The following is a 22,479-nucleotide window of genomic DNA, read 5'->3' as shown; positions in this document are numbered from 1 at the left end:
ACGCGGGGATGCGGTCGACAGCGTCGCGAAACCGGCTGTCGACGCCGACGGGCGATGCTCTCGGTCGAACACTCCCTCGAGCAGCTGGCGCGGGTGTACGACGAGCCGTAGGAGCAATGGTACGCGGACGCATCCCAAGCGTTCAAATCCCGTGACTTCCTACAGCGGGTATGGAGTTCGCCGTCTCACGCGAAGGTACGACGCTCGTCACGCTGCACGGAGGAAGCAACACGACCGCCCGCGAGGACGCGGCCGCGGAACTCGAGGAGACGTTCGAGTCGCTCGCGACCGAGGGAACGCTCGTCGACTGGGCGGTGACCGACGCCGAGGTCCACGAACCGCCCTCGGCGCCGTTCGATCCGTACACGATCGCGATCGAGTTCGACGTCGTCGTCACCGTCGAAGCCGACGACGCCGAGGCGGCCGGTGAGCGCGGCGCCGAGACGATCGACGCGGCGCTGGCCGAGGCGGGCGTCGACTCGATCACGTACCGTTCGTCGCCGACGGCATCGGCCTGACATGGACTACGGTACCGACTTCGCGGCGTGACCGCAGTTCGATCACAGCTGTGCCAGAACTGACGTACAGCGGCCAGTCCGAGAGCCGGACTTATGGTTCCGGCCTCCGATCACCCGGTATGGAACTCGATTTGCGATTCTTCGCCACCTTTCGCGAGGCGGTGGGACAGAAGGAGCTGACGTCGTCGTTCGAGGACGACGCGACCGTCGGTGACATCCTGGGCGAGCTCGAGGCCGAGTACGACGATCTCGAGGGAGAACTGCTCGAGGACGGCGAGATCCGTCCCCAACTGAGCGTGCTGAAGAACGGCCGCGACGTGGTCCACATGGAAGGCCCCGACACCGCGCTCGAGGCGGGGGATACGCTGTCGGTGTTCCCACCGGTCGCGGGCGGGTAATCGGCGCGACGGCCAGAAGCGGTTTCGAGAGGAACTTATACGTCGTTCCCGGAGTCTCGAGTGGTGATGGAGAACGAGACGGAGACGAACGCGAGCGACGGCAACGCCACCGGAGACGCGACGGAGATCTCCGGCTCGACCGACGGCGCCGAGCCGGTGACCTTCGGTTGGCGGGGGGTCCGGGCGGGATTACTCACCTGCGTCCCGATCGCGTTCGGCGTCGCCGGCTACGGCGTCGCGTTCGGCGTCCTCGCGAATCAGGTCGGGTTGAGCGTCGCGGAGGCGGCGCTGATGAGCGCGCTGGTCGTCGCCGGCGCCTCCCAGATCGTCGCGGTCGAGCTCTGGGCCGATCCGATCCCGATTGCCGCCATCGTCGTCACGACGTTCGCGATCAACCTGCGGTACTCGCTGATGGGGGCAGCGCTCCAGCCCTGGTTTAAACGCCTGTCGGCGTCGAAGGCGTACGGCAGCCTGTTTTTCATGGCCGACGAGAACTGGGCGCTGACGATGCGGGACTTCCGGGCGGGCAACAGACGCGGCGCCTTCCTGCTCGGCAGCGGGATCGCGATCTGGACGTTCTGGGTTGCGTCGACGGTCGTCGGCGCGCTCGCGGGCGAGACGATCGGCGACCCCGCAGAGTACGGCGTCGACTTCGTCCTCGCGGCAGTGTTTCTCGCGCTGGCGGCCGAGCTCTGGGAGGGGCGGTCGTCGCTGGCGCCGTGGATGGCGTCGCTCGGAACCGCGGTGATCGCTGCCGAGGCGCTTCCCGGTCGGTGGTACATCCTGCTGGGCGGGCTCGCCGCGGCGGTCGTCGAGGTGATCCGCCATGATCGGTGACGGCGCGCTCTCGGTCGATCCGATCGTCGTCGGCGTCGTCCTCGCGATGGCCGTCGTCACCTACGCGACCAAAACGGGCGGGCTCTGGCTGCTCAACCGGATCGAGGCGAGCGAACGCCTCGAGGCCGCCCTCTCGGTGTTGCCGGGCGCGATCGTGATCGCCGTCCTCGGTCCCGAACTGGCGGCGGGCGGTCCGGCCGAGTGGGGTGCCGGCGTCCTCGTCGTCGCCGTGATGTGGCGCACCGAGAGCATCCTGCTGGCGCTGTGTACCGGCGTCGTTTCGGTCGTCGCGCTGCGAGCGGTCGTCTGAGGGAGCTTTATTCCTCCGGCGGCCCAACGGGTGGTATGACAGAACGGACGCGGGTCGAACGCTCCTTTCGCGGCATCTCCGAACGACTCGCGAGACGCTACCTGACGAACCTCGGCGGGGAGCGAGTCGACGACGAGACTGTCGCGGGCGAGGACTGGACGGCATCGCTCTCCTCGGAGACGGTCGGCATCGGCCCGTCGCTGACGCTAACGGAGGTGACGGTCGTCTTCGAGGGCGATCCCGACGCGCTCGACGGGCTGATCGAGGACTTCGCACAGAAGGCGATGCGCGCGGGTGGCTGATGGCGGGGGAGCCGATCGAAGGACAGATCCTGCTGCTTACCGCCGCGAAGGCGAGCATTACGCCGACGCAGCTGCCCGACCTCGTCGACGTCGCACAGAAGCGGCTGGCGGCCGACCGCGAGCGCTACCGCCGCGAGTACGAACGCCTCTACGAGGGCGACGGGCTCGAGGCGTTCGCCGTCGAGACGGGCCACTGGGCAGCACTGGGTGCCGAGCTGGGAATGAGCGACAGCGAGCGGTCGGCCGTCGAGCGCGCCCACGAGGAGCAGCTGTTACGGATCGGGCGGCGCACCGATCGCGAGGACGAGTTCGAAACCGCCCTCGAGATCCGCGAGCCGGTGTTGATCGGGTCCGACGGGTAGGCGTTCGGAACCGAGAACGGGTTACAGCAGGAGTGCGATCACCGCGAGGACGATGAAGATCAGCACGAAGATGCGTGCGATCTCCATCGAGACGCCCGCGACGCCACCGGCGCCGACCGCGGCGGCGACGAGTGCGAGGACCATGAAGATGACTGCCCAGTAGAGGAAGTCGACGCCGCCGATCTGGAGTGGGACCGCCGTTGCGAGTTCGTACATACTGATCGATCCCACGCCGACGATTATAAACGCCGGTGTCGGTCCGCGGCCCGTCGGTTCGGCAGGAGGGGAGTATCGACGGTCTCATGCGGTTTACTGTACGTCAGTATCGGCGTAACCGCGACCCGTGCGGCGGTTGCGCCGGGACATCGGTACAGCAACCCGTATCAGTCGTCGCCGAAGAACGCCCGACACAGTTTCGCCTCCGCGCCGCGGAGGTGTTCGTGGAACGTCGGTCGCGAGACGTCCATCGTCTGTGCGAGTTCCTCTCCGGTCGTCGGTCGGGGCCACTCGAAGTAGCCCGCGAGGTAGGCCCGCTGTAACGCCGTGAACTGCCGGTCGGTGAGCGACGCCTCGAGCCGCGAGGCGAACTCGTGACGGGAGCGACCCTCGTTCTCGCGCTGACGAAACGAGACGACGTCGGTCCCGGCATACCGGTCCTCGATCGCCTCGATGACCGAGCGAACGTTCGCCGATCGCGGTATCTCCAGCGAGAGTCGGGCGCTGCCGCCCTCGCTCTCGATCGTTCGGGTCCGAACGCCCCGGTCGGAGAGCCAGCCGACCGGATCGTCGTCGTCGGCCAGCTCGATCAGACAGCTCCCTTCGTGCTCGACCAGTACCTCGAGAGAGACGCCCGAGAGGTCGGCCGCGGCCGCTCGAAGCTCCTCCCCGCTCGCGTCCTCGGCGGTGAACAGCGACGCCGTCCCGTCACCGGTGCGGTGGACCGAGCGGCGGTACTCGAGGTGGGCGTCGGTTGCCGCCGATAGTGCGACGGCGGTGAACGCGGGGTCCGTGAGTTCGATGTCGACGGCGACGACGGCGTCGGTCGCGAGCGTGCGGCTGGTCTCGCGGGCGTTAACGCCGCTTGCGACCGCGCGGGCCAGCGCCGAGAGGATCACCGACTCGCGGTCGTCGATCGGGCGGTCGCGGTCGGTACAGACCGTCAGCACGCCGTAGTCGATCCCGTTGTACCGAAGCGGGAACGAGGCGTGAGTGGTGTCGCCGTCGCCGTCGACGGCGACGGCGTGGGTATCGAGCGCCGCTATCGAGGGGTGGTCGTCGCCGATCGAGGACCCGTCGACGGGAACCCCCGCCCGTTCTCGGACCTCGATGCGTTCTGTGGCCGGATCGCGCTCACCGATCCAGGCGCCGTCGTAGGCCTCCTCCGCGGCGATACGCTCGCAGACAGCGGCTTCGAGCTCCGACCGGGAGGTCGAGCCCGCGACGACGTCGGTGACGTCCTGGATCAGCCCCTGGACCCGCTCGAGGATGTACTCGAGTTCCTCGGTTCGGCGCTCGAGTTCGATTTCGGCCTCCTTGCGGGGGGTGACGTCGTTCTGGAAACCGACGTAGTGGGTGGTCTCGCCGTCGCCGTTGCGGACGGGCGCGATCGTTACCTCGTTCCAGAAGGCGGTGCCGTCCTTCCGGTAGTTGACGAGTTCGACCGTGACGGGGCGTTCCTCGTCGACTCCCGCGCGCATCTCCGCGATGGCTTCCGGGTCCGACTCCTCACCCTGCAGGAGCCGACAGTTGCGCCCGACGACGTCCTCGTAGCTGTAGCCGGTGATCTCTTCGTAGGCCTCGTTGACGTAGACCAGCGGGTTATCGTCGCGGTCCGGGTCGGAGATAGTGATCCCCACGGGCGCCTCGTTGATCGCCCGGTCCTTGACCGCCCGGTCGCTCGCCGGCGGCTCCTGTTCACCGAGGCGTTCGAACGCGATCGTCGCTCCGTCCTCTCCGCGGTGGATCCGGACATCGTACTCCGCAGTCTCGAGGGAGACGTGGCGGGCCGTGCCGACCGTCGTCTCGGTCAGGGCGGCCTCGATGCGCTCCCAGTGCGAGTCGAAAACCGGTTCCGGCTCCCTCGGGAGGGCGTCTTCCTGAAGGTCGAACTCCGTCCGAGCGGCCTCGTTCGCGAACGTGATCACCCCGTCCGTCACGGCCATGACGGGGTCGACGAACCACTCGAGGGCGGTCGCCGCGGTCCCGCCTCCGGGATCGTGTGTCTCACTGACGCTGTCCATACACCCACGTACGAAGGCGATGCCTAAGAACCATGCTGGTACGCTCGACGTATCAACGAAATCTCGCCTTTCGTCATATCTTTTCGAGAAGTGTGCTATCACACCAGTTTGCCCGTCTCCGTCCGAGCGGCTGCAGGAGAAGTTCGACGACGCGAAACTCGAGTATCGACGCTTGGGCTATCGCGACGACGGCGGCCGGAGCGTTTCGATGAGCGGGACTGGCATCCAGCGCCGGTTCGTCCGCTCGTCCTGTAAGGCCGACCGTCGAGATGTGGGATCGTGGGCTCGCGCTGTCGCGGAACGGTCACTCCTCGTCGAACTCGTCCGCTGGATCCGCTTCGTCGGCGTACGTCTCGCGCTCGGCGACCGTCACCTGGGTGTCGTCGGTCCCGACGGCGACCCGCTCGCGGTCGTCGACGCGCTCCGTCGAAACCTGTAGTTCTCCGACCGTCGTCGACTCGTTCGCGTCCGGGATCGCCGTCTCGCCGACTTCGGTACCGTCTTCGGTGATCCGAAGCGAGAACCCCTCTTCGGTTGGTGCGACCGACATCTTGTAACCGCCGACGGTCGCCTCCGCCTCGACGGGATCGGTGACGAACGTTCTGGTCGTCTCGTTGCCGACCTCGAGATCGACGGCGTAGGCCGTCTCGTTGCCGACGACCTCCCAGCCGGTTCGGTCGACGTCGACCGACTCCCGCCAGCCGAGCCCGCCGACGTGGACTGTCTCCTCGCCGGCGTACGCGAGGACGTCGTCTCTGACCGCGACGGTAGCAATCTCGCGCTCGTCACTGGCCAGAAGCAGGCCGTCCTGCTGGGACTCGATTGATTCCTCGCCGAGGTCGATCGGCGACCCCTGCTCGACGGACGCGTTCTGCTCGTAGGTGAGGGTGTACTCCTCGATCTCGAGTTCGTTCGAGCCGTCGACGGCGTCGTCGTCGACGACGGTCAGTCCGAGCGGGAGGCTCGGCGCGGCGACGAGCACCGTGGCGGCCAGCAGGACGATGAGCGCCGCTCGCCGACGCGGCGTCGGACTCGAGAGCCACCGGTCGGGCGCCAGCACCACCAGTGCCGGCAGCGCGACGAGTCCGACGGCGAGGACCATCGCGCCGACCGAGAGCGCGAGCGGGGCGCCCTCGCTGACGACGAGGGCGCCCCCCGCGATGAGTCCGAGTGAGAGGACAGCGAGCCACCCGAGCGCGAGCAGTCGCCGGACTCGCGTCGGGAGCGACACCGGCCACGGGAGCGGGCGATCGCTTCCAGCGACCGCGATCGAGAGCACCGCGGCCAGCAGAAGTACGAGGACGACACCAGGGGCCCGGTAGAGCACGAACGTGTCGTCGCCGACGGTACCGACGAGCAGCCAGAGCGACTGGGCGAACCCGAACAGTATCGTCGCTCCGAACACCCGGCTGGCCGCCGGCCGACGGTTGCGCCGCCGCAGGAGCGCGATCCCGACGAGCGCTCCGAGGAGAAAGCCGAGCAGGTGCGCCTGAAACCCGATCCCGGCCCACTCGGGCGGCGCCGGCGGTCCGCGCTCGATCGCTTCGGAGACGATCGGCTGAGTCAGCGCCTGGTACGCCAGCTGGACCCCGCTGGTTGCGACCACGCCGACGACGGTCGCCAGCGGGTGGGTAACGAGGGCGAAGCCGGCGATGGCGAATACGGCGCCCGAAAAGCCGAGTCCCGGCCCCAGCGAAAAGAAAGCCGTCGCGTAGGCGACGCCGAGCAACGCCGCAGGAAAGACGACGACCGCCCGAATCCAGGGACGAGCGAGGAGGCCGTCGGCCTCCCGGTCGCGCCCGTCCCGGGGATAGTGGCTCCAGGCGTACTCCGCGATCGGGGCGAACGCGAGTGTCCCGGCGACGTTCGAGACAAGATGTTCGGGCGAGCCGTGGGCGATCCCCGCGGTGAGCCACCCGGTCGGGTAGAGGTACGACCACGTGATGAACGGGTAGGTGAGCGGCTCGCTCCAGTGGTGGAGCCCACCCTGGACCAGCAGGTAGAACGCGACGACGAGACTCACGGTGACGAGCGTCCCCCAGGGAACGCCGTAGACGAACCGCGACTCGAGGAGCGAACGCCAGCGTCGGTGGTCGCCGACGGCCAGCGCGAAGCCGACCGCGGCGACGAACGCTGCGGCGAGGGCGATCTGAGCGGGAGCGAGAGGCATCGTTCGTCCGTTGTGCGAGGGAGCCCCTAACGATTCGGGAGCCGCGCCGTATAGACGAAGGCGCTTTAGGTACCCGACCGTTTTCTGCTCCTAATGAGTCACCCCACGCCCGACGTCTACGAGCAGGGCAAGGGCATGGACGCCCACAACCAGGTCATGCGCGAGATCCGCTCGCGCAAGGAGGCCAGCTACGACCCCCACGAGCCGACCCGCGTCTGGCTCGACGAGGACAACACTCCCAATGGCGTCAAGCGGAGCCTGACGATCATTCTCAACACCGGCGGCTGCCGATGGGCCCGCGCCGGCGGCTGTACGATGTGTGGCTACGTCGCCGAGAGCGTCGACGGCGGCAGCGTCAGCCACGACGCCCTGATGGACCAGATCGACGTCTGTCTCGCACACGAAGAAGAGAACGGAGACGAGCCCGCCGACCTCATCAAGATCTACACCTCCGGCTCGTTCTTAGACGAGCGCGAGGTCGGCGCGAAGAGTCGACGGGCGATCGCCGACACCTTCGCCGACCGCGAGCGAATGGTCGTCGAGTCGCTGCCCGACTTCGTCGACCGCGAGAAGATCGCCGACTTCACCCGTCACGGCGTGAATACGGACGTCGCGATCGGGCTCGAGACCGCAACCGACCGGGTCCGTCACGACTGCGTGAACAAGTACTTCGACTTCGCGGACTTCGAGGATGCCTGTGCCGAGGCCGCCACGGCGGACGAGGAAGCGGGCAGCGACGCCGATGCAGGAATCAAAGCGTATCTCCTGATGAAACCACCGTTCCTCACGGAGTCGGAAGCCGTCGCGGACATGATCTCCTCCGTCGAGCGCTGCGCCGCCGTCGACGGCTGTCACACCGTCTCGATGAACCCCTGTAACGTCCAGCGCTACACGATGGTCGACGACCTCTACTTCGAGGACGGCTACCGGCCGCCGTGGCTCTGGTCGGTCGCCCACGTCCTCCGCGAGACCGTCGATGTCAACGCCATCGTCGTCTCGGACCCCGTCGGCCACGGCTCGGATCGCGGTCCGCACAACTGCCAGGAGTGTGACGACCTCGTCCAGAAGGCGATCAAAGACTTCGACCTGCGGCAGGATCCCTCGGTGTTCGGGCAGGTCTCCTGTGACTGCGAACTGACGTGGGAGGCCGTCATGGAGCGCGAGCGGAGCTTCAACCAACCGCTGACCCGCTAGTCGCGTCGGCTCAATCCCGCATCGGATCGACGCCGTCAGGATCCGCCCGCGGGAGTTCGAGCGTGACGACGGTCCCCCGCGGCTCGTTGTCGGCGATGGACAGGCGACCCCCCGACTGCGAGACGGCCCAGTTGACCAGCCAGAGCCCGAGACCGTTCGTGTGCTGGAGCTGGGTGATCTCCCGTTCCTCCCGGAGCAGTTCCCGCTCCTCGGGCGGAATACCGGGGCCGTCGTCGGCGACCGACAGCGCGACCAGGTCCTCCGTCGGCCGATCCCGGACCGTGACCTCGATCGAGGGATCGCCGTCGTGGTGTTCGACCGCGTTCTCGAGGAGCTGTTCGAACGCGGTCTCCAGATGCGCTCCGCCGGAAACCGGAGCAGGCCCCGATATCGAACGTTCGATCTCGACGTTCGGATCGTCGTTCTCGAGTCGGGTCGTCGCTCGTTCGGCGAGCGCGGCGACGTCGATCGGGCAGATGTCTGTGCCGTCCCGATTAAGCGTCCGTTCGACGGTTCTCGACTTCTCGGCCAGCGAGGTGAGCTCGTTCGCACGTTCCCGGATCGTCTCGACACGTGCCGCGGCCTCCCCGTCGACCCGATCCGCGAGCAGGTCGGCACAGCCGCCGATCACGTTCATCCCGTTTCGCAGGTCGTGTCGTAACACCCGGTTTAGGATCTCGAGGCGCTTTCGTCGCCGCTTCTGCTCGGTGACGTCGGTATAGAGCGCGAACGATCGGCTCTCGGTGTCGTCGAGCTTGATCGGAACGAGTCGCAGCATGAACTCGCGGAAGCCGTCCGCTGTTCGACGTCTCACCTCGGCCTCGACCACCGACCCCTCGTCGCTGCACCGATTGATCGCCTCCGCCGCGTCCCGGTCCTCGAACGGGACGATGTATGCGTGCAGCGACTCCCCGATCAGCTCCGCCTCGTCGTAGCCGAACGTCCGTTCGAACGCGGGGTTGACCGCCTCGACGATCGGTTCGCCGTCCCGGTGTTGGACGCTCGCGACGGCGTCGGGAACGTTCTCGAACAGCGCCGCGAACCGATCCCGTTCGGCCCTGAGCACCGACTCCGACTCGAGCTGATCCAGCCTGTCGGTAACGTGGGAGAGCAGCAACTCCACCAGCTCCTCGTCGTGGCGGTCGAACGCGCCGGGCACTCGCGAGGCCGCCTGGAAGACGCCGTGGTCGCCGATCGGGGCGCTCAACACCGACGCGTAGGCGCCGGCGTCCGCCGCCGCGTCATCGCAGCGCTCGACGTCGTCGATCCGGTACGTTCGGCCGGTTCGGTAGGTCTTCCCCGCGATCCCGGTCTCGACTGGTATGCGGTCGACGTAGTCCGCGTCGTCGAGGTGTGAAGAGAGGGCAACCTTCACGAGCGAGTCGCCGACCGCCCGGTCGACGACGCAGACGTCGAACTCGAGGACGTCCTCGGCCGTCTCAACGATCAGCTCGTAAACGTCCTCGGGACGGCAACGGTCGTCCAGGCGGGAGGCGACCTCGTGGAGGTTCTCGATCTTGGCCCGGCGTTCCCGGAGTTCGCGCTCCATTCGTTTCCGGTCACTGACGTCGCGAACGACTCCGACAGAGCCCTCGATGTCGCCGCCCGAACACAGCAGTCGTGTGGTGGACTCACAGGGGATTCGTTCCCCTGACTCGGTCAGCACGGTCACCTCGTAGGTCGCGGCGTCTTCGGTTCCGGGCTCGAGGGCGCCGACTCGGTCCCGGACTCGATCGGCGCTTTCAGCGGTCAACACCGACGAGAAGTGGTCGCCGACGAGCGTCTCCCGGTCGTAGCCGGTTATCGATGCGAGCGTGTCGTTGACGGTGACGAACCGGCCCTCCCCGTCGGTCGCGTACACGCCGTCGCCGACGGCCTCGACGATCGTCTTCGCGCGCTCGAGTTCCCGCTGACGCGCCGTCCGGTCGAGGGCGGCCTCGGCGGTCGCGGCGAGCACCCGAACCAGGTTCATGTCGGCAGTCTCGAGTTCGCGCCCCCCGACCGAACAGACCGACAGCACGCCGTGTGCGCCGAGCGGATACACGATCGCGTTCCCGAGGGGGAACTCGAGGTAGTAGGGAAACCGCTCGATCGAGGCGTCCTCGACCACCATCGGTTCCCCGCGTTCGTAGACCTCCCAGAGAAGACTGTCGCTAGGGGTGACCGGCGATCGATCGACGCTGGCGTCGGCCAGCTGCGAGGCCGTCGCCGCGAGCTCGAGGGCCTCGCCGTCCTCGTCGGCGAACCAGACGCCGGCCAGCGAGCGATCGAGGACGCTTCCGGTCGCACTCATGGTAATCTCAGCGATCGTCTCGAACGAGGACGCGCCCACGAGCTGGCGCGTCGTCTCCTGGAGCGCCTCAAGGGTGTTCGCCCGCTCGAGATCGTCGGTGATGTCGCGGGCGAAGGAGAGCACTCGAACGACCTCGCCGTTCGCTAGCAGCGGCGCGGTGACCCACTCGCAGGTGACTTCGGTGCCGTCCTTGCGAACGTTCCGGGTGACGGATCGGGACGACTCTTCGAGGTCGGTCCCGACGAGTAGCTCCCACTGGGCCGCAACGTCGGTTCGGTCGCGTTCGCCGACGACCAGCTCGAACGCCGACGTACCGAGGGCCTCCGCTCGATCGTAGCCGAACAGTTCCGTCGCGGCCGGGTTCCAGCTGATCGCCTCGAACGACCGGTTCCACTCGATGATCGCGAGCGGGGACTGTTCGACGAGCAACTCGAACCGGCTCGAGTGGCCGACCGATCGCGAGTGAGAATCGGAAAGCAACGCGGCGAGACGCGAGCGCAGTGTCTCGAGGCCCTGAGACTGCGGCACGTAACCGTCGACGCCGGCCGCGATAACCTCGCCGGCCAGCTCTTCGCTGCCGGCCGAGGGAAACGCTACCAGCGGAAGGTCGGGTCGACGACTCCGGACCAGCGAGCAGAGCTCGGAACAGGTCGCGTCAGGGATGGTATCGGTCGCCACGACGCAGTCGGCACTCTCGAGTTCCGCCAGGCAGTCCGCTAGCGTCTCGACGACTTCGTCGAAGACGCCGTCGACGTTTTGCGGAACGTCCGACCCGACACAGACGACGCGCGTTGTCGTATCCATAGCCCGTGTTCCACGTAGTCGGGACCGTCGCCCGCTCGCTCCGGACGAGTCGACCGACACGTTCGACTAACTGTATCGATATCACACAGGTAATGGAATAAATATGTTGGCCGTAGCTACAGTTTATCGGCCACAGATTCGAACCCGCGGAGAATCCCCTGCCCGTCGGTCGGGCCGACGTCCGGCAGCGCGGCGCGCTCGGGATGGGGCATCAACACCGCGACCGTCTCGCGCTCGCCGAGCAGGCCGGCGACCGCCCCCTTCGACCCGTTGGGGTTCGAGTCGCCGTCGACCGCGCCGTCGGCGTCGCAGTATCGGAAGAGGATCCGATCGTCGGCCTCAAGCGCCGCCAGTCGGTCGTCGCCGATCTCGTAACGGCCCTCGCCGTGGGCGATCGGCACCTCGATCACGTCGCCCTCCTCGTAGGCGGCCGTCCAGGGTGTGTCGGCGCGCTCGACCCGGAGGTGGACCGGCTCGCACTGGAACCGGGCGCTCTCGTTGGTCGTAAACGCGCCCTCGGTCAGGCCGGACTCACAGCCCACCTGGGCGCCGTTACAGATCCCCAACACCGGAACGCCGTCGGCGGCCGCCTCGCGGACCTCGGCCATGATCGGCGAGCGCGCGGCCATCGCTCCCGCGCGCAGGTAGTCGCCGTAGGAGAACCCGCCCGGCAGAACGATCCCCGACGTCTCGGCTGGCAGGCCGTCCTCGTGCCAGACGATCTCGGCGTCGATACCGAGATGCTCGAGGGCTCGCTCGGCGTCGCGGTCACAGTTCGAGCCGCCGAATCGGACGATCGATACCGTCACAGTCGCCACCCCACGGTGTTGTGACCGACGGTCTCGATCGTCGTGATCGATACCGTCATCTACCGCTCGTCGACCTCCACGTCGTAGTCGTGGATGGTCGGGTTCGCGAGCAGTCGTTCGGCCATCTCGTCGGCGCGCTCGCGGGCGCCGTCGGCGGAGTCCGCCTCGAGGTCGATCTCGAAGCGGTCGGCCGAGCGCAGCGCCTCGAGTTCGAAGCCCAGCCGCTCGAGGGCCTGTTTCGTGGTCTCGGCCTCGGGGTCGAGGACGCCGCGTTTGAGTCGAACCGTCACCGTCGCGGTGTAGGCCGTCATTACCTGATACCCCGTAACCGTGCTCAAAAACGCTTTCGGCTTTCGTCCGAAATCCACGTTCGTGGATACCGACTGGAGCGCCCTCAGGGAAGCAGTCGACCGATCGCCGACTGCAATCGGTGGCCGATCGATCCACTCTGATAGCCGTTCCAGCCCCGCATCCCGCCGGCCAGGGTCACGGCGTCGTACCCCTCCTCCTCGAGGACGGACGTTGCTTTTCGTGCCACGATTCCGGCCTTGCAGACCGTGACGACCGTCCCGTCGTCGGGAACCTCCGCGAGCGATCGCCGGAGTTCGGCCTCGTCGCCGCGTCGCAGGTCGTCGTAGACGGGGACGTTGTGGCTCCCCTCGATGTGCCCGCGCCGGTAGCTCTCGGACGGTCTGATATCGAGAACGTAGTAGTCCTCGCCGCTCGAGCGGCGTTCCTCGAACGCCGACGGGCTGATCTTGCTCATACGGTACAACACCGGTCGGCGTACAAAACGGTGCGGATGCTCGCTTGGCGTTCGCGTTGCGCCGAGCCTCGTGCAATCAGAACTACCAGTCCGCTGTGAGAACCGCCCCCTCACGTTCGGCGATCGGTTCGACCAGCCGATCGGCCGCCCGCCGCGCGCCGGCGACGTTCCCCGCGAACGGGCCGACGGTCCCGGCCGCCAGCGCGCCGGTGACGAACACCGGGGATCGGGTGCCGTCGGGACGGCACCAGGCCAGCGTCTCGTCCTCGAGCATCGGCATCCCTCGGTAGCCGCGCTCGAGCCCCAGCTCCTCGGCGACCCGGTCGACGAACGGGTGATCGAACACCGGGGCGAACCCGGTCGCGAGTACGACGCGCTCGGCCGAACAGCAGCCGCCGTCCTCGAGCAGCAGTCGCACGCTGCCGTCGACCGCGCGGGCGGAGTCGACCTCGCCGATCCGGGTTCGCAGGTCTTCGTCAGCCACTGCCGAGTCGAGCCGATCGAGCAGCGTCGGCGGGACGGTGGCGTCATTGCGCGCCTCCTGAACGACCTCGAGGCGGTTCCGCGAACCGGCCGGGTGGCGATGGAGGTGTCGTTCGACGTGTGACCAGTTGATCCAGCGGGGATCGGCCTCGATCGTCGCCTCCTCGAGGTCGCGCCTGGAGAGCAGCGTCACGGGTTCCCGGTCGGCGAGGCAGGTCGCCAGCTGGGCCGCGGTAACCCCGCCTCCGACGACGACCGTCTCCTCGGCCCGACGGTCGGGGTCGAACCCGTCCCAGACGTGGGCGATCCCGTCGACGCCGTTCGCCCAGTCGGGCGTTCGGTACCGTCCACCGCGTCCGATCGCCAGCACGCAGGTTCGGGTTCGGATCGGTCCCTCGTCGGTCTCGAGGACGAGTGTTCCGTCCTCGCGTTCGCTGACGGCGTCGACCGCCGTTTGCCTGTGCAGCGCCTCGAGGTTCTCCCGGTCGATGACCCGGTCGGCGTAGTCGAGAAACAGCGACAGCGACGGCCGACGTGGGTAGCCCGGCGTCGGGAGGAGTTCGTCCTCGCGGCCGCGGGCCTCCGCGAAGCTCTCGAGGCCGAACGGCTCGGTGCCGACGTGGTGGACGAACGTCGAGCGCATCGCGTCCATCTCGCAGGCCCGGGCCTTCCGTCGGAACGAGGCCAGCAGCCGTTCGTTCGGATCGACGATCAGAACGTCCTCGCGCTCGAGGTCGCTGTCCTCGAGCAACCGCTGGACGAGGTACGTGCCGTGAACGCCCCCGCCGACGATGACGCAGTCGTACATGTGAATCGGATAGCCACCGTTGTTACTTCATACCCTTGTATTAATAATAATTGCGTAGAGTTCTGGGTTAGGATAGTAACCGTGTGAGCGATCCGGACGGGAAGCGCCCGGTCGTTCGGTCGAAAGCTGTGGGGTTTTCGTCGGTCCAACGCGTAGTCCCGTGGCGAGTGCCATGTCCGAAGAAACCCTCGCCGACCGGTTCGGCGCCTATCAGCGGCAGTTCGACAGGCTCGACGCGACGATAGCTGCGTACATGGATCGGTGGGGAATACCGGTGTTGCGGGCTGCGATCGGCGTCGTCTTCATCTGGTTCGGCGCGCTCAAGGTGCTCGGCGTCTCGCCGGCCGGCGAACTCGTCGCGGCGACCGTCTATCTGGTGCCGCCGGAGCTGTTCATCCCCGTCCTCGGCGTCTGGGAGGTGCTCATCGGGATCAGTCTGCTCTACCGACCCCTCATTCGGCTCGGCATCCTCCTGCTGTTCTTCCAGCTACCCGGCACGTTCCTCCCGCTGCTCCTCGTTCCGGAGGCGGTCTACGTCACGTTCCCGTACGCGCTCACGGTCGAGGGGCAGTACATCATCAAGAACCTCGTCATCATCGGCGCGGCGCTCGTGATCGGCGGCACCGTCAGAGAAGACGTGTAAGCAGCCGTCCGATCCACGCGAGCGCGAGCGCGAATCCGATCGCCGCCGCGGCCTGACGGGCGAGCATCTTCGCGACGAACCGGGCCGACACCTCGCGAGCGACCGTGATCGCGGTGACCAGACAGGGCAGGAGCACGCCGGCGAGGTAGACCGCGACCAGCACCTGGACCGGCGAGAGCGCGGCGATCCCGCTCGCGTCGGCTGTCAGGAGCGCGATGCCGTCCTTGCGGATCGAGGCGAGGACGATCGGCATGGCGGCCTCGGCGGGGAGGCCGAAGGCGCCCATCGCCGGCACCAGCGCGTCGCCGAGGCGTTCGAGCGCGCCGACGTACTCGAGCAACGCGGCGACGACGCAGATTCCCGCGAAGACGGGTAAGGCGGTCGTGAGAAAGCTCTCGAGCGAGGATCTCGCCTCCCGCCAGATCGCGCGCGGACGGGGCCACTCGAGGAACGTCCGACGATCGACCGCGAGCGACGCCGTCCGTGCCTCCGGGGGAGCGATCAGGCGGACGTAGAGCAGCGTCGTCGCGACGAGCACGGCAAGATAGGGGACGACGAGCCAGCTCATCCCGACCGCGGCGAAGACCGCGAGCGTGGCCGGAAACTGGTAGGAGCAGGCCGCACCGAAGGAGATCGCCGAGATGGTGGTACAGCGCGTGCAGTCCGAACAGCTCCGGGTGCTCGTCACGGCGGGGACGTTACAGCCAAAGCCCATCACGACGCGGACGAGATCCCGTCCCGTCAGCCCAACGCGGCTCATGATCGGGTAGAGTGCGGTCGTCACTCGCGTCACGAGCCCGCTGGCTTTGTATGCGCCCATGAACAGGGCGAAGATCAGCATCGTCGGCAGCGCCCAGACGAACAGGAACGGCCCCATCGCGAGCAGTCCGTAGTCGCTGACGAACACGGCCGCGACCGGCTCCGGCAGCGATGCCGCCTCGAACCAGGTGACGGCGGGCTCGAGGGCGGCACCGACGATCGGATCGAGTTCGCCTGCGACGGTGTTTGCGAACCAGACGGCAACGGCGGCGGGGAGGAGGAGAACGAGCGCGCTCGCGATCGGCCCCAGATACGGGCGCTCGAGGATCGTCTCGGACGGCTCGATCTCCCAGCCCGCGTGGGTCGTCGTCTCGACAGGAAACGAGCCCGCGTAACGAAGCGCCTCGAGGGTCGAGCCGGCATCGGCTCCCGCTGGAGGATCCGCGTCGGGAGCGATCCCGCCGTCTGCGGCCACCTGCGTCAGACGACGGGCGTCGACGGGGACGACCGGGACGCCAAGATCCGACTCGAGTGCGGCGATCGTCTCCTCGGCATCGCCGGGCTCGTCGACCCGGTCCCAGTGGGTGACGACCACCGCACCGGGACGGCCCTCGACGAGGGGCAGCAGCTCCTCGAGGTCCCGATCGAGATCGGTCGCCGGAAGGACGAGGACGACACGGTCGGTCGCCTCGAGTTCCGACAGCGCCTCGCGGGTCGTCTCGGTGTCGGCCTCGAGGGTGATCCCCGGCGTGTCGACCAGCTCGAACCCGTCGGTCCGGTAGACCTCGCTCGAGACGGTCGATCCCTCGACGTTCCGGTCGGCCGGTCTCGAGCCGGTCAGGCCGGCCGCGAGCGCCGATTTGCCGACGCTTTCCTTCCCGATCAGGGTGATCCGATCTCGACTCTCACTCATCTCGACGACTCCTCCGTCACCGGTGTACTCGCCGACGTCTCGGATCGGCCGGTCTCCTCGGCGGCGCGATTTCGGTGCTCCATCCGTGGCTGCTCACTCGCCGGCCAGTGTTAATAATAGTAACGTATAGAATAATAACTTCTATTATCCTCGAGCCTGTATTGGCAATCGAATGCCCGACAACTCGACCCCAGTCACGGTCCTGTCCGGAACGCTCGGTGCCGGCAAAACCACCGTTCTGAACCATCTCTTGCGCGAGACCGAGGATCGGGTCGCGGTCCTGGTCAACGATATGGGCGAGGTGAACGTCGACGCCGAACACGTCGCCGAATCCTCCGACATCGCAGACGAGGACGAGGAGCTGATCGAACTCTCGGACGGCTGCATCTGCTGTGAGCTCCGTGGCGACCTGCTCGAGGCGATCGACGAGCTCACCCGCGAGCGGGCGTTCGACGCCGTCGTCGTCGAGTCGACCGGCGTCGCCGAGCCGCTGCCGGTCGCCCAGACGCTGACGATCGGGTTCGACCAGAGCGACCTCGAGCCCACCGAGTTCTACGAGGAAACCGGGATGGAACCGCTCGAGGACTGTCACCTCGACACGACTGTGACCGTCGTCGACGCCCACCAGTTCGACGCGGCGATGCGCTCGGACGAGCTCCTCGACGACGACGGCACCGAGAAACACCTCGGTGACCTGCTCGTCGAGCAGGTCGAGTTCTGTGACGTCCTGTTGCTCAACAAGTGCGACCTCGTCGACGAAGAGACCCTCGAGCGCATCGAGTCGACGCTCGAAGTACTGCAACCTCGTGCAGAGATCGTCCGTACCGAACACGGTCGCATCGACCCCGACGCCATCGTCGACACTGATCGGTTCGACTTCGAGGACGCGAGCCAGTCGGCCGGCTGGATTCGGGAACTCCAGGAGCCCCACCAGTCCGCCGAGGAGGAACACGGCGTCACCTCGTTCGTCTTCGGCGCCCGTCGCCCGTTCCACCCCGAACGGCTCGCCGACCTGCTCGATTCGTTCCCCGACGAGGTCGTCCGCGCGAAGGGCCACTTCTGGCTCGCCGGCCGCAGCGAGGAGGCGCTAACGATCAACGTCGCCGGCCGATCGATTCGCGTCGGCCCCGCTGGCTCGTGGGTCGACGCCTTGCCGGAACCGGAGCGCAGCGAACACCTCGAGGAAAACCCCGAACTCGAGGAGGGCTGGCACGACCGGTGGGGCGACCGGAGCACCCAGCTCGTCCTGATCGGCACCGAGATGGACCACGAGGCGCTGCGGGCCGCCCTCGAGGACTGCCTGCTCGAGGACGCGGAACTCGAGGCGGACTGGTCGAGCTACGAGGACCGGTTCCCGACGTTCGAACCCCCCGAAGACGAGCCGACGGCGGAGCCCGAGGACGACTCGAGCCAGGAAGAGATCGGCATCGCGGACTGAAACCCACCAGTGACCGAGTACGACACCGACACCGACCCGTTCGCCGACGCACGCACCGAAACCGACGGCGACGTCTCGCCGTGTTACCAGGCGTACGTCGAGCGCCGCGACCATCGACCCGACAGCTGCACCGTCTACTGTGCGCTCGACGGCGAATCGATCGAGGATACCTGGATCCGCGCGAAGGGCGACGCGTTCGTCTCCCGCGAGGACGCCAGGTAACGGTTCCGAACGCTATACACTCCAACACGCCACACGACGATGTCAACCAACTTCCAGACCGCAGTCAGATCGAACGTCTCGCACGCAACCCGACGCGAAGCCATCGACCGTCTCGTCGCGGCGGACGAGCGACGGAATCTCGCACTCCTCGTCGAGATGGGCGGCCTCCGCGGGGAGGTTCGTCGCCGGGCCCTCGAGGGACTCGCCGACTGTAACGCGAACGAACAGCTCGAGGAGCTAGCCGAGGATACGACGGTCGATCCGTCGCTCCGGCGACGCGCGGCCGAGTTGTCCTAGCGTTACACCCGTTGACGCTGTCGGCGGCTCGGTTCGGCTAGCAGCAAACCGGGTCGATGTTGTTAAAATATATGGGGCACAATTACCCTGTTGCTAGTAACTCTTTTTACGTACCAAGCACTCGGTTAATAACGCTATGGCATACAGCTGCTCTACCTGCGACGAGTCGTTCCAGTCCGCGGCAGGCGTCACCCAGCACGTCGCGCTGCATCACAACACCTGTGCCGTCTGTGACGACGCGTTCGACGACGTAGACGGACTTCGCAACCACGTTCACGAGAACCACTAGCTGCGATCCCAGATTCCGTTTTGTGTCCGGTTCCGAAAAGCGCTGCTCGAACCCCATTCTCGAGTACGACCGTGGTGAGCCCGAAGTTCGTCCACGAATCTCCTACCGACAGTGGATACCCCACCGACCGAAACGGCTACACGCTCGTCGACTGAGCGTTGTGACTGCGCAGCGTCCGTAACATATCCTGACAGAGCGGCTCGGGGTAGTAGCGGACCGTCTCGCTCCGAAAGTCCCACTCTACCAGTCCCGAATCGGCCAGTTTCGGGAGGTGGACGTGGTGTATCTCGGTGGACAGCGAGGTCTCTCCCGACTGAGAGTCCACGTGTTCCACGAGCTCGTCGACAGTGGCCGTGTTCGTCGGTTGTTTATCGAGGAGCCGAAGGATCTGCCGTCTGTGACGGTGACACAACAACTGGAGCAGTTCGTCACACTTCTCGGCGTGGGGGTTGGCGTTCATCGGAATTCGACCCTTGGATAACAGAAACCGCAGCTCGCTCATAAGTGTAACGTATATGAACCTCTAAGAATTGCGAATTTCGCAGTTCTGTCCGAAACAGCTGCGGTTTCCGGTTGCGCTGTCCGTCACTCGCTACTCGGCTCTTTCGGCTCGAAGTGACCCCACGGCTGACTGTACTTTCTCGTGATGATCTCGGAGCTGTGAACGGTGAGCCCGTGTTCGTTCAAGTCCTTCGTCAGTCGGATGAGATCGGACGTGGAGGTCGCGATAGTTTCGATGTAGAGGTTGTGCTCGCTGGTGATCATCTCGGTGATATCGACGACACCGACGATGTCGAGAACGTTTTTGGCGACGCTCGAGCGGGCCGACGGATCGCTGGTACACACGAAAAGGAGCCGAAGCGGAAAACCCCCCCGTTCGTAGTCGATCTTGGGCTCGTATCCTCTGATGATTCCCGCGTTCTCCATCTTGTCGATCCGGTTGCGGACGGTGCTGGGCGAAACGTCCACCTCCGTCGCGATCTCGTTGATCGTGACGTTACGGGCGTCGCGTTGCAGCGCGAACAGCACACCTTCGTCGATGGCGTCGATCTCGACCGCCTCACCGTTCTCGTCGTCGGAATCGGATTCGGTATCAACGGACACGTCTTCGTCGGCCATATAGGGGTATACGGTTCGCCCAAAGAAAACTAATTCTGGCGGCCAGCGACGCGGGTTGCGTCCACGCTCAACAGTTGCAGTAGTCAGGTTCGCAACACTCGAGGTCCTCGAGCACCATCCGTTTCTCCCGGTAGGCCTCGAGCGACCCCGTCTCGACGCCGAGTCGCTCGCCGAGTTCCTCGACGACGACGGCGAAGCGCTGGCGGAACTTGTAGATGAAACAGAACTGCTGGCCGTTGTGTGCGACCTGCGGCCCGGCGAGGAAGAGGCCGGACGTCTCGGTCGACTCGTCCCGATCTGTGAGTTCGGGAAACTCGCCGTCGAACGCGAACAGGTCGTCGACGACCGCGAGGCTCCCCTCGAACCCGGTCGCGAGCACGGGCGGGGCTCGAGAGCGAACTCGATCGCCGGCGGTCGTCGTGACGAGGTACCCTCCGTCGTCGCGTTCGACCCCGGCGACGCGGGCGTCGGCGACGAGGTCGATCGGCGCGCCCTCTTCGAGGGACGTCTCGAGGCGCTCGTTCGTTCGCGGGGAGAGCACCTCGCTCGGGTCGGGGCTGCGGAACTGCCAGGTTCCCTCGTCGTCGAGCACCGTCACCGAGCGTCCCGCTTCGGCGAGTCCCAGCGCCGCGTCGATCCCGCTCTCGGCGCCGCCGACGACCACGACGTCCGAGACGGCCTCTGCCGCGGCTCCCGCGCCGTCGGCGGCGATCCGGTTCGGTCCGGCCGATTCGGTACTCGAGGCTCGCGTCGCGTACTCGGCCCACGAGTCGACGTTCGCGACGTGGACCCCGTGGGTCGCTCCATCGAGGTCCCCGCTCGAGGGGTACTGATACTGGCCGGCGGCCCAGACGATGTAGCGAGCGCGGATCGGTTCCTCGCCGGTCTCGAGGACGAACCCGTCCGTTTCTCCGTCTCGCTGCGGGAGGACGGACTCGACATCGATTCCGGTTTCGACGGGGAGGTCGTGAAACTCGGCGATCGCTTCGAGGTACTCGGCGTACTGCTCGCCCGTGGGGTGTTCACAGTCTAAGGCCAGTGCCGGCGAGGTGTCGATCGTGACGGCGTTCAGATCCCGAACTCCGAACGCGTTGGCCGGAAACGACGGCGTCAGCAGTCGCATCTCGTCGGGCCAGTTCCGGAAGGAGGCGCCGATGCGGTGGCGTTCGAGGACGGCGTAATCGACGTCGAGGCGCTCGAGCGCGACTGCAGTCCCGATCCCGGCCGGCCCGGCGCCGACGACCGCGACCTCGAGTGAGTCGTTCATACCCGCCGATGGTCGCTACGTGTTAATAATACTGTCCACAAGATTACTAACTAATGGCATAGATTGGGAGGTGGATGTTAACTCCGGCTCGTGGAGCGGCGATCCGCGGTGCTTTTGACTACCCGGAAACTGGATCCGATACTGATGACTCGACGACCGCTCGAGCGGAGGTGGCTGCGATGACGACCGACCTGACCGAGATCACCGTTATCGGAGATGACGACACCGGACTGGTCGCCCGCGTGACCAGCCTCCTGTTCGAGCGCGGAGCGAACATCGAGGACATGGACCAGGCGGTTCGGGACGGCGTCTTCCGAATGTATCTCGCGGTCGACACCGCGGAGATGGTCTGTACCGAGGAAACGCTGCGAAACGACCTCCGCGACCTCGGCGAGGACCTGGGGCTCGACGTGCAGGTCCGGTTCCCCGCCGACCGCGAGACCCAGCGGATCGCCGTCCTCGGCACAAGCGAGAGCCACTGTCTCGAGGCGCTGTTCGAAGCCTGGGCGAACGACGAACTCGGCGCCGACATTGGGGTCGTCATCGGCAACCACGACGACCTCGAACCCCTCGCCGAACGGTACGACGTTCCGTTCCACGACATCGGCAACGAGAACGGCCAGCAAAACGAGGAACGGCTGCTCGAGTTGTTGTCGGAGTACGACGCCGACCTGATCGTCCTCGCGCGGTACATGCGAATTCTGAGCCCGAACGTCGTCTTCCGCTACGAGGACCGGATCATCAACGTCCACCCCTCGCTGCTACCCGCGTTCCCCGGCGCGGAGGCCTACCGCCAGGCCCTCGAGGAGGGCGTCCGTGTCGCGGGCGTCACCGCCCACTACGTCACGACCGACCTCGATCAGGGGCCGATCATTACCCAGCGCGCGTTCGACGTCCCCGACGACGCCGACCTCAAGGATCTCAAGCAGCGGGGTCAGCCCCTCGAGGCCGACGCCTTGCTCGAGGCGGTGCGGCTCCACCTGAACGGCGACGTCTCGGTCCACCGCGGTCGGACGAGCGTCCGTGGGGGCGAGACAGCGTATCAGCTGGGGCTACCCGAGGAGATGGACGAACTCACGCCGGACCGACCGATCGACGGGATCGCCGACACCGTCGACGACGCGACGGTCTCGGAAGGGAAAAGCGAGGACGAGGCGGAGCGAGAGACAGAACCGGAGCCACCGGCGAACTATAGTAGCCACTGACAGTCAGTGCGCACCCGATCGCACGACGGCTGT

Annotated in this window: 25 protein-coding genes; 13 read left to right on the top strand and 12 right to left on the bottom strand. The window is 66.7% G+C overall.

The window, feature by feature from the left end; translation table 11 throughout:
* The first annotated feature begins 170 nt into the window (after positions 1 to 170).
* The 6 genes from QA600_RS02230 to QA600_RS02205 all read left to right on the top strand — a co-directional run bounded on the left by QA600_RS02230 (position 171) and on the right by QA600_RS02205 (position 2,727).
* Positions 171 to 518 carry a hypothetical protein gene (locus tag QA600_RS02230; protein ID WP_278290328.1) on the top strand — a complete coding sequence of 116 codons (348 nt, stop codon included), beginning with the start codon at positions 171 to 173 and terminating at the stop codon, positions 516 to 518.
* Between the two features lie 119 nt (positions 519 to 637).
* A complete protein-coding gene (locus tag QA600_RS02225; protein WP_278290327.1) occupies positions 638 to 916 on the top strand; it encodes a ubiquitin-like small modifier protein 1 in 279 nt (92 codons plus the stop codon).
* Between the two features lie 66 nt (positions 917 to 982).
* Positions 983 to 1,753 (top strand): AzlC family ABC transporter permease, encoded by a 771-nt coding sequence (locus QA600_RS02220; RefSeq protein WP_278290326.1) that lies wholly within the window; start codon positions 983 to 985, stop codon positions 1,751 to 1,753.
* Positions 1,743 to 2,063, top strand: coding sequence for an AzlD domain-containing protein (locus QA600_RS02215; RefSeq protein ID WP_278290325.1), 321 nt, complete (start codon positions 1,743 to 1,745; stop codon positions 2,061 to 2,063). The genes QA600_RS02220 and QA600_RS02215 overlap by 11 nt, the downstream gene beginning before the upstream one ends.
* A gap of 35 nt (positions 2,064 to 2,098) precedes the next feature.
* A complete protein-coding gene (locus QA600_RS02210) occupies positions 2,099 to 2,365 on the top strand; it encodes a hypothetical protein (protein ID WP_278290324.1) in 267 nt (88 codons plus the stop codon).
* Positions 2,365 to 2,727 (top strand): hypothetical protein, encoded by a 363-nt coding sequence (locus QA600_RS02205; RefSeq protein ID WP_278290323.1) that lies wholly within the window; start codon positions 2,365 to 2,367, stop codon positions 2,725 to 2,727. The genes QA600_RS02210 and QA600_RS02205 overlap by 1 nt, the downstream gene beginning before the upstream one ends.
* 21 nt (positions 2,728 to 2,748) lie before the next feature.
* On the opposite strand, the gene QA600_RS02200 is transcribed toward QA600_RS02205, so the two are convergent.
* The 3 genes from QA600_RS02200 to QA600_RS02190 all read right to left on the bottom strand — a co-directional run bounded on the left by QA600_RS02200 (position 2,749) and on the right by QA600_RS02190 (position 7,137).
* Positions 2,749 to 2,943 carry a DUF1328 family protein gene (locus QA600_RS02200; protein ID WP_049891461.1) on the bottom strand — a complete coding sequence of 65 codons (195 nt, stop codon included), beginning with the start codon at positions 2,941 to 2,943 and terminating at the stop codon, positions 2,749 to 2,751.
* 167 nt (positions 2,944 to 3,110) lie between these two features.
* Complete coding sequence (locus QA600_RS02195) at positions 3,111 to 4,967, bottom strand: bacterio-opsin activator domain-containing protein (protein WP_278290322.1); 1,857 nt, start codon at positions 4,965 to 4,967, stop codon at positions 3,111 to 3,113.
* A 304-nt stretch (positions 4,968 to 5,271) separates the two neighbouring features.
* Positions 5,272 to 7,137, bottom strand: a complete 1,866-nt coding sequence (locus tag QA600_RS02190) for a rhomboid family intramembrane serine protease (RefSeq protein WP_278290321.1) — start codon at positions 7,135 to 7,137, stop codon at positions 5,272 to 5,274.
* A gap of 93 nt (positions 7,138 to 7,230) precedes the next feature.
* On the opposite strand from QA600_RS02190, the gene QA600_RS02185 reads away from it, so the two are divergent.
* Positions 7,231 to 8,331: an archaeosine biosynthesis radical SAM protein RaSEA gene (locus QA600_RS02185; protein ID WP_278290320.1), complete on the top strand. Its 1,101-nt coding sequence runs from the start codon at positions 7,231 to 7,233 to the stop codon at positions 8,329 to 8,331.
* 10 nt (positions 8,332 to 8,341) lie between these two features.
* Here QA600_RS02185 and QA600_RS02180 read toward each other — a convergent pair whose 3' ends face one another.
* The 5 genes from QA600_RS02180 to QA600_RS02160 form a co-directional block, all read right to left on the bottom strand.
* Complete coding sequence (locus QA600_RS02180) at positions 8,342 to 11,428, bottom strand: PAS domain S-box protein (protein WP_278290319.1); 3,087 nt, start codon at positions 11,426 to 11,428, stop codon at positions 8,342 to 8,344.
* Between the two features lie 116 nt (positions 11,429 to 11,544).
* On the bottom strand, positions 11,545 to 12,237 hold the full coding sequence (gene purQ, locus QA600_RS02175; RefSeq protein WP_278290318.1) for a phosphoribosylformylglycinamidine synthase I: 693 nt from the start codon (positions 12,235 to 12,237) through the stop codon (positions 11,545 to 11,547).
* Between the two features lie 59 nt (positions 12,238 to 12,296).
* Positions 12,297 to 12,548 carry a phosphoribosylformylglycinamidine synthase subunit PurS gene (gene purS / locus QA600_RS02170; RefSeq protein WP_005554115.1) on the bottom strand — a complete coding sequence of 84 codons (252 nt, stop codon included), beginning with the start codon at positions 12,546 to 12,548 and terminating at the stop codon, positions 12,297 to 12,299.
* Positions 12,549 to 12,631: 83 nt separating this feature from the next.
* The gene (locus QA600_RS02165; protein ID WP_278290317.1) at positions 12,632 to 13,003 is read right to left on the bottom strand and encodes a rhodanese-like domain-containing protein; all 372 of its coding nucleotides are present in this window, start codon (positions 13,001 to 13,003) and stop codon (positions 12,632 to 12,634) included.
* A gap of 82 nt (positions 13,004 to 13,085) precedes the next feature.
* Positions 13,086 to 14,294 carry an FAD/NAD(P)-binding protein gene (locus QA600_RS02160; RefSeq protein WP_278290316.1) on the bottom strand — a complete coding sequence of 403 codons (1,209 nt, stop codon included), beginning with the start codon at positions 14,292 to 14,294 and terminating at the stop codon, positions 13,086 to 13,088.
* A 172-nt stretch (positions 14,295 to 14,466) separates the two neighbouring features.
* On the opposite strand from QA600_RS02160, the gene QA600_RS02155 reads away from it, so the two are divergent.
* Complete coding sequence (locus QA600_RS02155; protein WP_278290315.1) at positions 14,467 to 14,937, top strand: hypothetical protein; 471 nt, start codon at positions 14,467 to 14,469, stop codon at positions 14,935 to 14,937.
* Here QA600_RS02155 and QA600_RS02150 read toward each other — a convergent pair.
* Positions 14,921 to 16,609 (bottom strand): nucleoside recognition domain-containing protein, encoded by a 1,689-nt coding sequence (locus tag QA600_RS02150; protein ID WP_278290314.1) that lies wholly within the window; start codon positions 16,607 to 16,609, stop codon positions 14,921 to 14,923. The genes QA600_RS02155 and QA600_RS02150 overlap by 17 nt on opposite strands.
* A 172-nt stretch (positions 16,610 to 16,781) precedes the next feature.
* Between QA600_RS02150 and QA600_RS02145 the strand changes: the two genes are divergently transcribed.
* The 4 genes from QA600_RS02145 (at position 16,782) to QA600_RS02130 (ending at position 18,855) form a co-directional block, all read left to right on the top strand.
* On the top strand, positions 16,782 to 18,047 hold the full coding sequence (locus QA600_RS02145; protein ID WP_278290313.1) for a GTP-binding protein: 1,266 nt from the start codon (positions 16,782 to 16,784) through the stop codon (positions 18,045 to 18,047).
* 9 nt (positions 18,048 to 18,056) lie between these two features.
* On the top strand, positions 18,057 to 18,269 hold the full coding sequence (locus QA600_RS02140) for a hypothetical protein (RefSeq protein ID WP_278290312.1): 213 nt from the start codon (positions 18,057 to 18,059) through the stop codon (positions 18,267 to 18,269).
* Between the two features lie 39 nt (positions 18,270 to 18,308).
* Positions 18,309 to 18,566, top strand: coding sequence for a hypothetical protein (locus QA600_RS02135; protein ID WP_278290311.1), 258 nt, complete (start codon positions 18,309 to 18,311; stop codon positions 18,564 to 18,566).
* 136 nt (positions 18,567 to 18,702) lie between these two features.
* Positions 18,703 to 18,855, top strand: a complete 153-nt coding sequence (locus QA600_RS02130; protein ID WP_005554129.1) for a C2H2-type zinc finger protein — start codon at positions 18,703 to 18,705, stop codon at positions 18,853 to 18,855.
* A gap of 136 nt (positions 18,856 to 18,991) precedes the next feature.
* Here the strand turns inward: QA600_RS02130 and QA600_RS02125 are convergent, their stop codons facing one another.
* From QA600_RS02125 to QA600_RS02115, 3 genes are all read right to left on the bottom strand, one after another.
* Positions 18,992 to 19,315 carry a winged helix-turn-helix domain-containing protein gene (locus QA600_RS02125; RefSeq protein ID WP_278290310.1) on the bottom strand — a complete coding sequence of 108 codons (324 nt, stop codon included), beginning with the start codon at positions 19,313 to 19,315 and terminating at the stop codon, positions 18,992 to 18,994.
* A gap of 125 nt (positions 19,316 to 19,440) precedes the next feature.
* Entirely contained in the window at positions 19,441 to 19,974 is a 534-nt protein-coding gene (locus QA600_RS02120) for a winged helix-turn-helix transcriptional regulator (protein ID WP_278290309.1), read from the bottom strand.
* 67 nt (positions 19,975 to 20,041) lie between these two features.
* Positions 20,042 to 21,241, bottom strand: a complete 1,200-nt coding sequence (locus QA600_RS02115; protein ID WP_278290308.1) for an NAD(P)/FAD-dependent oxidoreductase — start codon at positions 21,239 to 21,241, stop codon at positions 20,042 to 20,044.
* A 179-nt stretch (positions 21,242 to 21,420) separates the two neighbouring features.
* Between QA600_RS02115 and QA600_RS02110 the strand changes: the two genes are divergently transcribed.
* Positions 21,421 to 22,446, top strand: coding sequence for a formyltetrahydrofolate deformylase (locus tag QA600_RS02110; protein WP_278290307.1), 1,026 nt, complete (start codon positions 21,421 to 21,423; stop codon positions 22,444 to 22,446).
* The last annotated feature ends 33 nt before the right edge of the window (positions 22,447 to 22,479 follow it).

The sequence above is a fragment of the Natronococcus sp. A-GB1 genome (assembly GCF_029688845.1).
Classification (GTDB): Archaea; Halobacteriota; Halobacteria; order Halobacteriales; family Natrialbaceae; genus Natronococcus.
This window is presented reverse-complemented; position numbering and strand designations above follow the sequence as displayed.

What these genes read in the sequence shown, in the direction of transcription:
- QA600_RS02230 (WP_278290328.1), top strand. Translation starts at nt 171, where the DNA reads ATGGAGTTCGCCGTCTCACGCGAAGGTACGACGCTCGTCACGCTGCAC.
- QA600_RS02225 (WP_278290327.1), top strand. Translation starts at nt 638, where the DNA reads ATGGAACTCGATTTGCGATTCTTCGCCACCTTTCGCGAGGCGGTGGGA.
- QA600_RS02220 (WP_278290326.1), top strand. Translation starts at nt 983, where the DNA reads ATGGAGAACGAGACGGAGACGAACGCGAGCGACGGCAACGCCACCGGA.
- QA600_RS02215 (WP_278290325.1), top strand. Translation starts at nt 1,743, where the DNA reads ATGATCGGTGACGGCGCGCTCTCGGTCGATCCGATCGTCGTCGGCGTC.
- QA600_RS02210 (WP_278290324.1), top strand. Translation starts at nt 2,099, where the DNA reads ATGACAGAACGGACGCGGGTCGAACGCTCCTTTCGCGGCATCTCCGAA.
- QA600_RS02205 (WP_278290323.1), top strand. Translation starts at nt 2,365, where the DNA reads ATGGCGGGGGAGCCGATCGAAGGACAGATCCTGCTGCTTACCGCCGCG.
- QA600_RS02200 (WP_049891461.1), bottom strand. Translation starts at nt 2,943, where the DNA reads ATGTACGAACTCGCAACGGCGGTCCCACTCCAGATCGGCGGCGTCGAC.
- QA600_RS02195 (WP_278290322.1), bottom strand. Translation starts at nt 4,967, where the DNA reads ATGGACAGCGTCAGTGAGACACACGATCCCGGAGGCGGGACCGCGGCG.
- QA600_RS02190 (WP_278290321.1), bottom strand. Translation starts at nt 7,137, where the DNA reads ATGCCTCTCGCTCCCGCTCAGATCGCCCTCGCCGCAGCGTTCGTCGCC.
- QA600_RS02185 (WP_278290320.1), top strand. Translation starts at nt 7,231, where the DNA reads ATGAGTCACCCCACGCCCGACGTCTACGAGCAGGGCAAGGGCATGGAC.
- QA600_RS02180 (WP_278290319.1), bottom strand. Translation starts at nt 11,428, where the DNA reads ATGGATACGACAACGCGCGTCGTCTGTGTCGGGTCGGACGTTCCGCAA.
- purS (WP_005554115.1), bottom strand. Translation starts at nt 12,548, where the DNA reads ATGACGGCCTACACCGCGACGGTGACGGTTCGACTCAAACGCGGCGTC.
- QA600_RS02165 (WP_278290317.1), bottom strand. Translation starts at nt 13,003, where the DNA reads ATGAGCAAGATCAGCCCGTCGGCGTTCGAGGAACGCCGCTCGAGCGGC.
- QA600_RS02160 (WP_278290316.1), bottom strand. Translation starts at nt 14,294, where the DNA reads ATGTACGACTGCGTCATCGTCGGCGGGGGCGTTCACGGCACGTACCTC.
- QA600_RS02155 (WP_278290315.1), top strand. Translation starts at nt 14,467, where the DNA reads ATGTCCGAAGAAACCCTCGCCGACCGGTTCGGCGCCTATCAGCGGCAG.
- QA600_RS02150 (WP_278290314.1), bottom strand. Translation starts at nt 16,609, where the DNA reads ATGAGTGAGAGTCGAGATCGGATCACCCTGATCGGGAAGGAAAGCGTC.
- QA600_RS02145 (WP_278290313.1), top strand. Translation starts at nt 16,782, where the DNA reads ATGCCCGACAACTCGACCCCAGTCACGGTCCTGTCCGGAACGCTCGGT.
- QA600_RS02135 (WP_278290311.1), top strand. Translation starts at nt 18,309, where the DNA reads ATGTCAACCAACTTCCAGACCGCAGTCAGATCGAACGTCTCGCACGCA.
- QA600_RS02130 (WP_005554129.1), top strand. Translation starts at nt 18,703, where the DNA reads ATGGCATACAGCTGCTCTACCTGCGACGAGTCGTTCCAGTCCGCGGCA.
- QA600_RS02125 (WP_278290310.1), bottom strand. Translation starts at nt 19,315, where the DNA reads ATGAACGCCAACCCCCACGCCGAGAAGTGTGACGAACTGCTCCAGTTG.
- QA600_RS02120 (WP_278290309.1), bottom strand. Translation starts at nt 19,974, where the DNA reads ATGGCCGACGAAGACGTGTCCGTTGATACCGAATCCGATTCCGACGAC.
- QA600_RS02115 (WP_278290308.1), bottom strand. Translation starts at nt 21,241, where the DNA reads ATGAACGACTCACTCGAGGTCGCGGTCGTCGGCGCCGGGCCGGCCGGG.
- QA600_RS02110 (WP_278290307.1), top strand. Translation starts at nt 21,421, where the DNA reads ATGACGACCGACCTGACCGAGATCACCGTTATCGGAGATGACGACACC.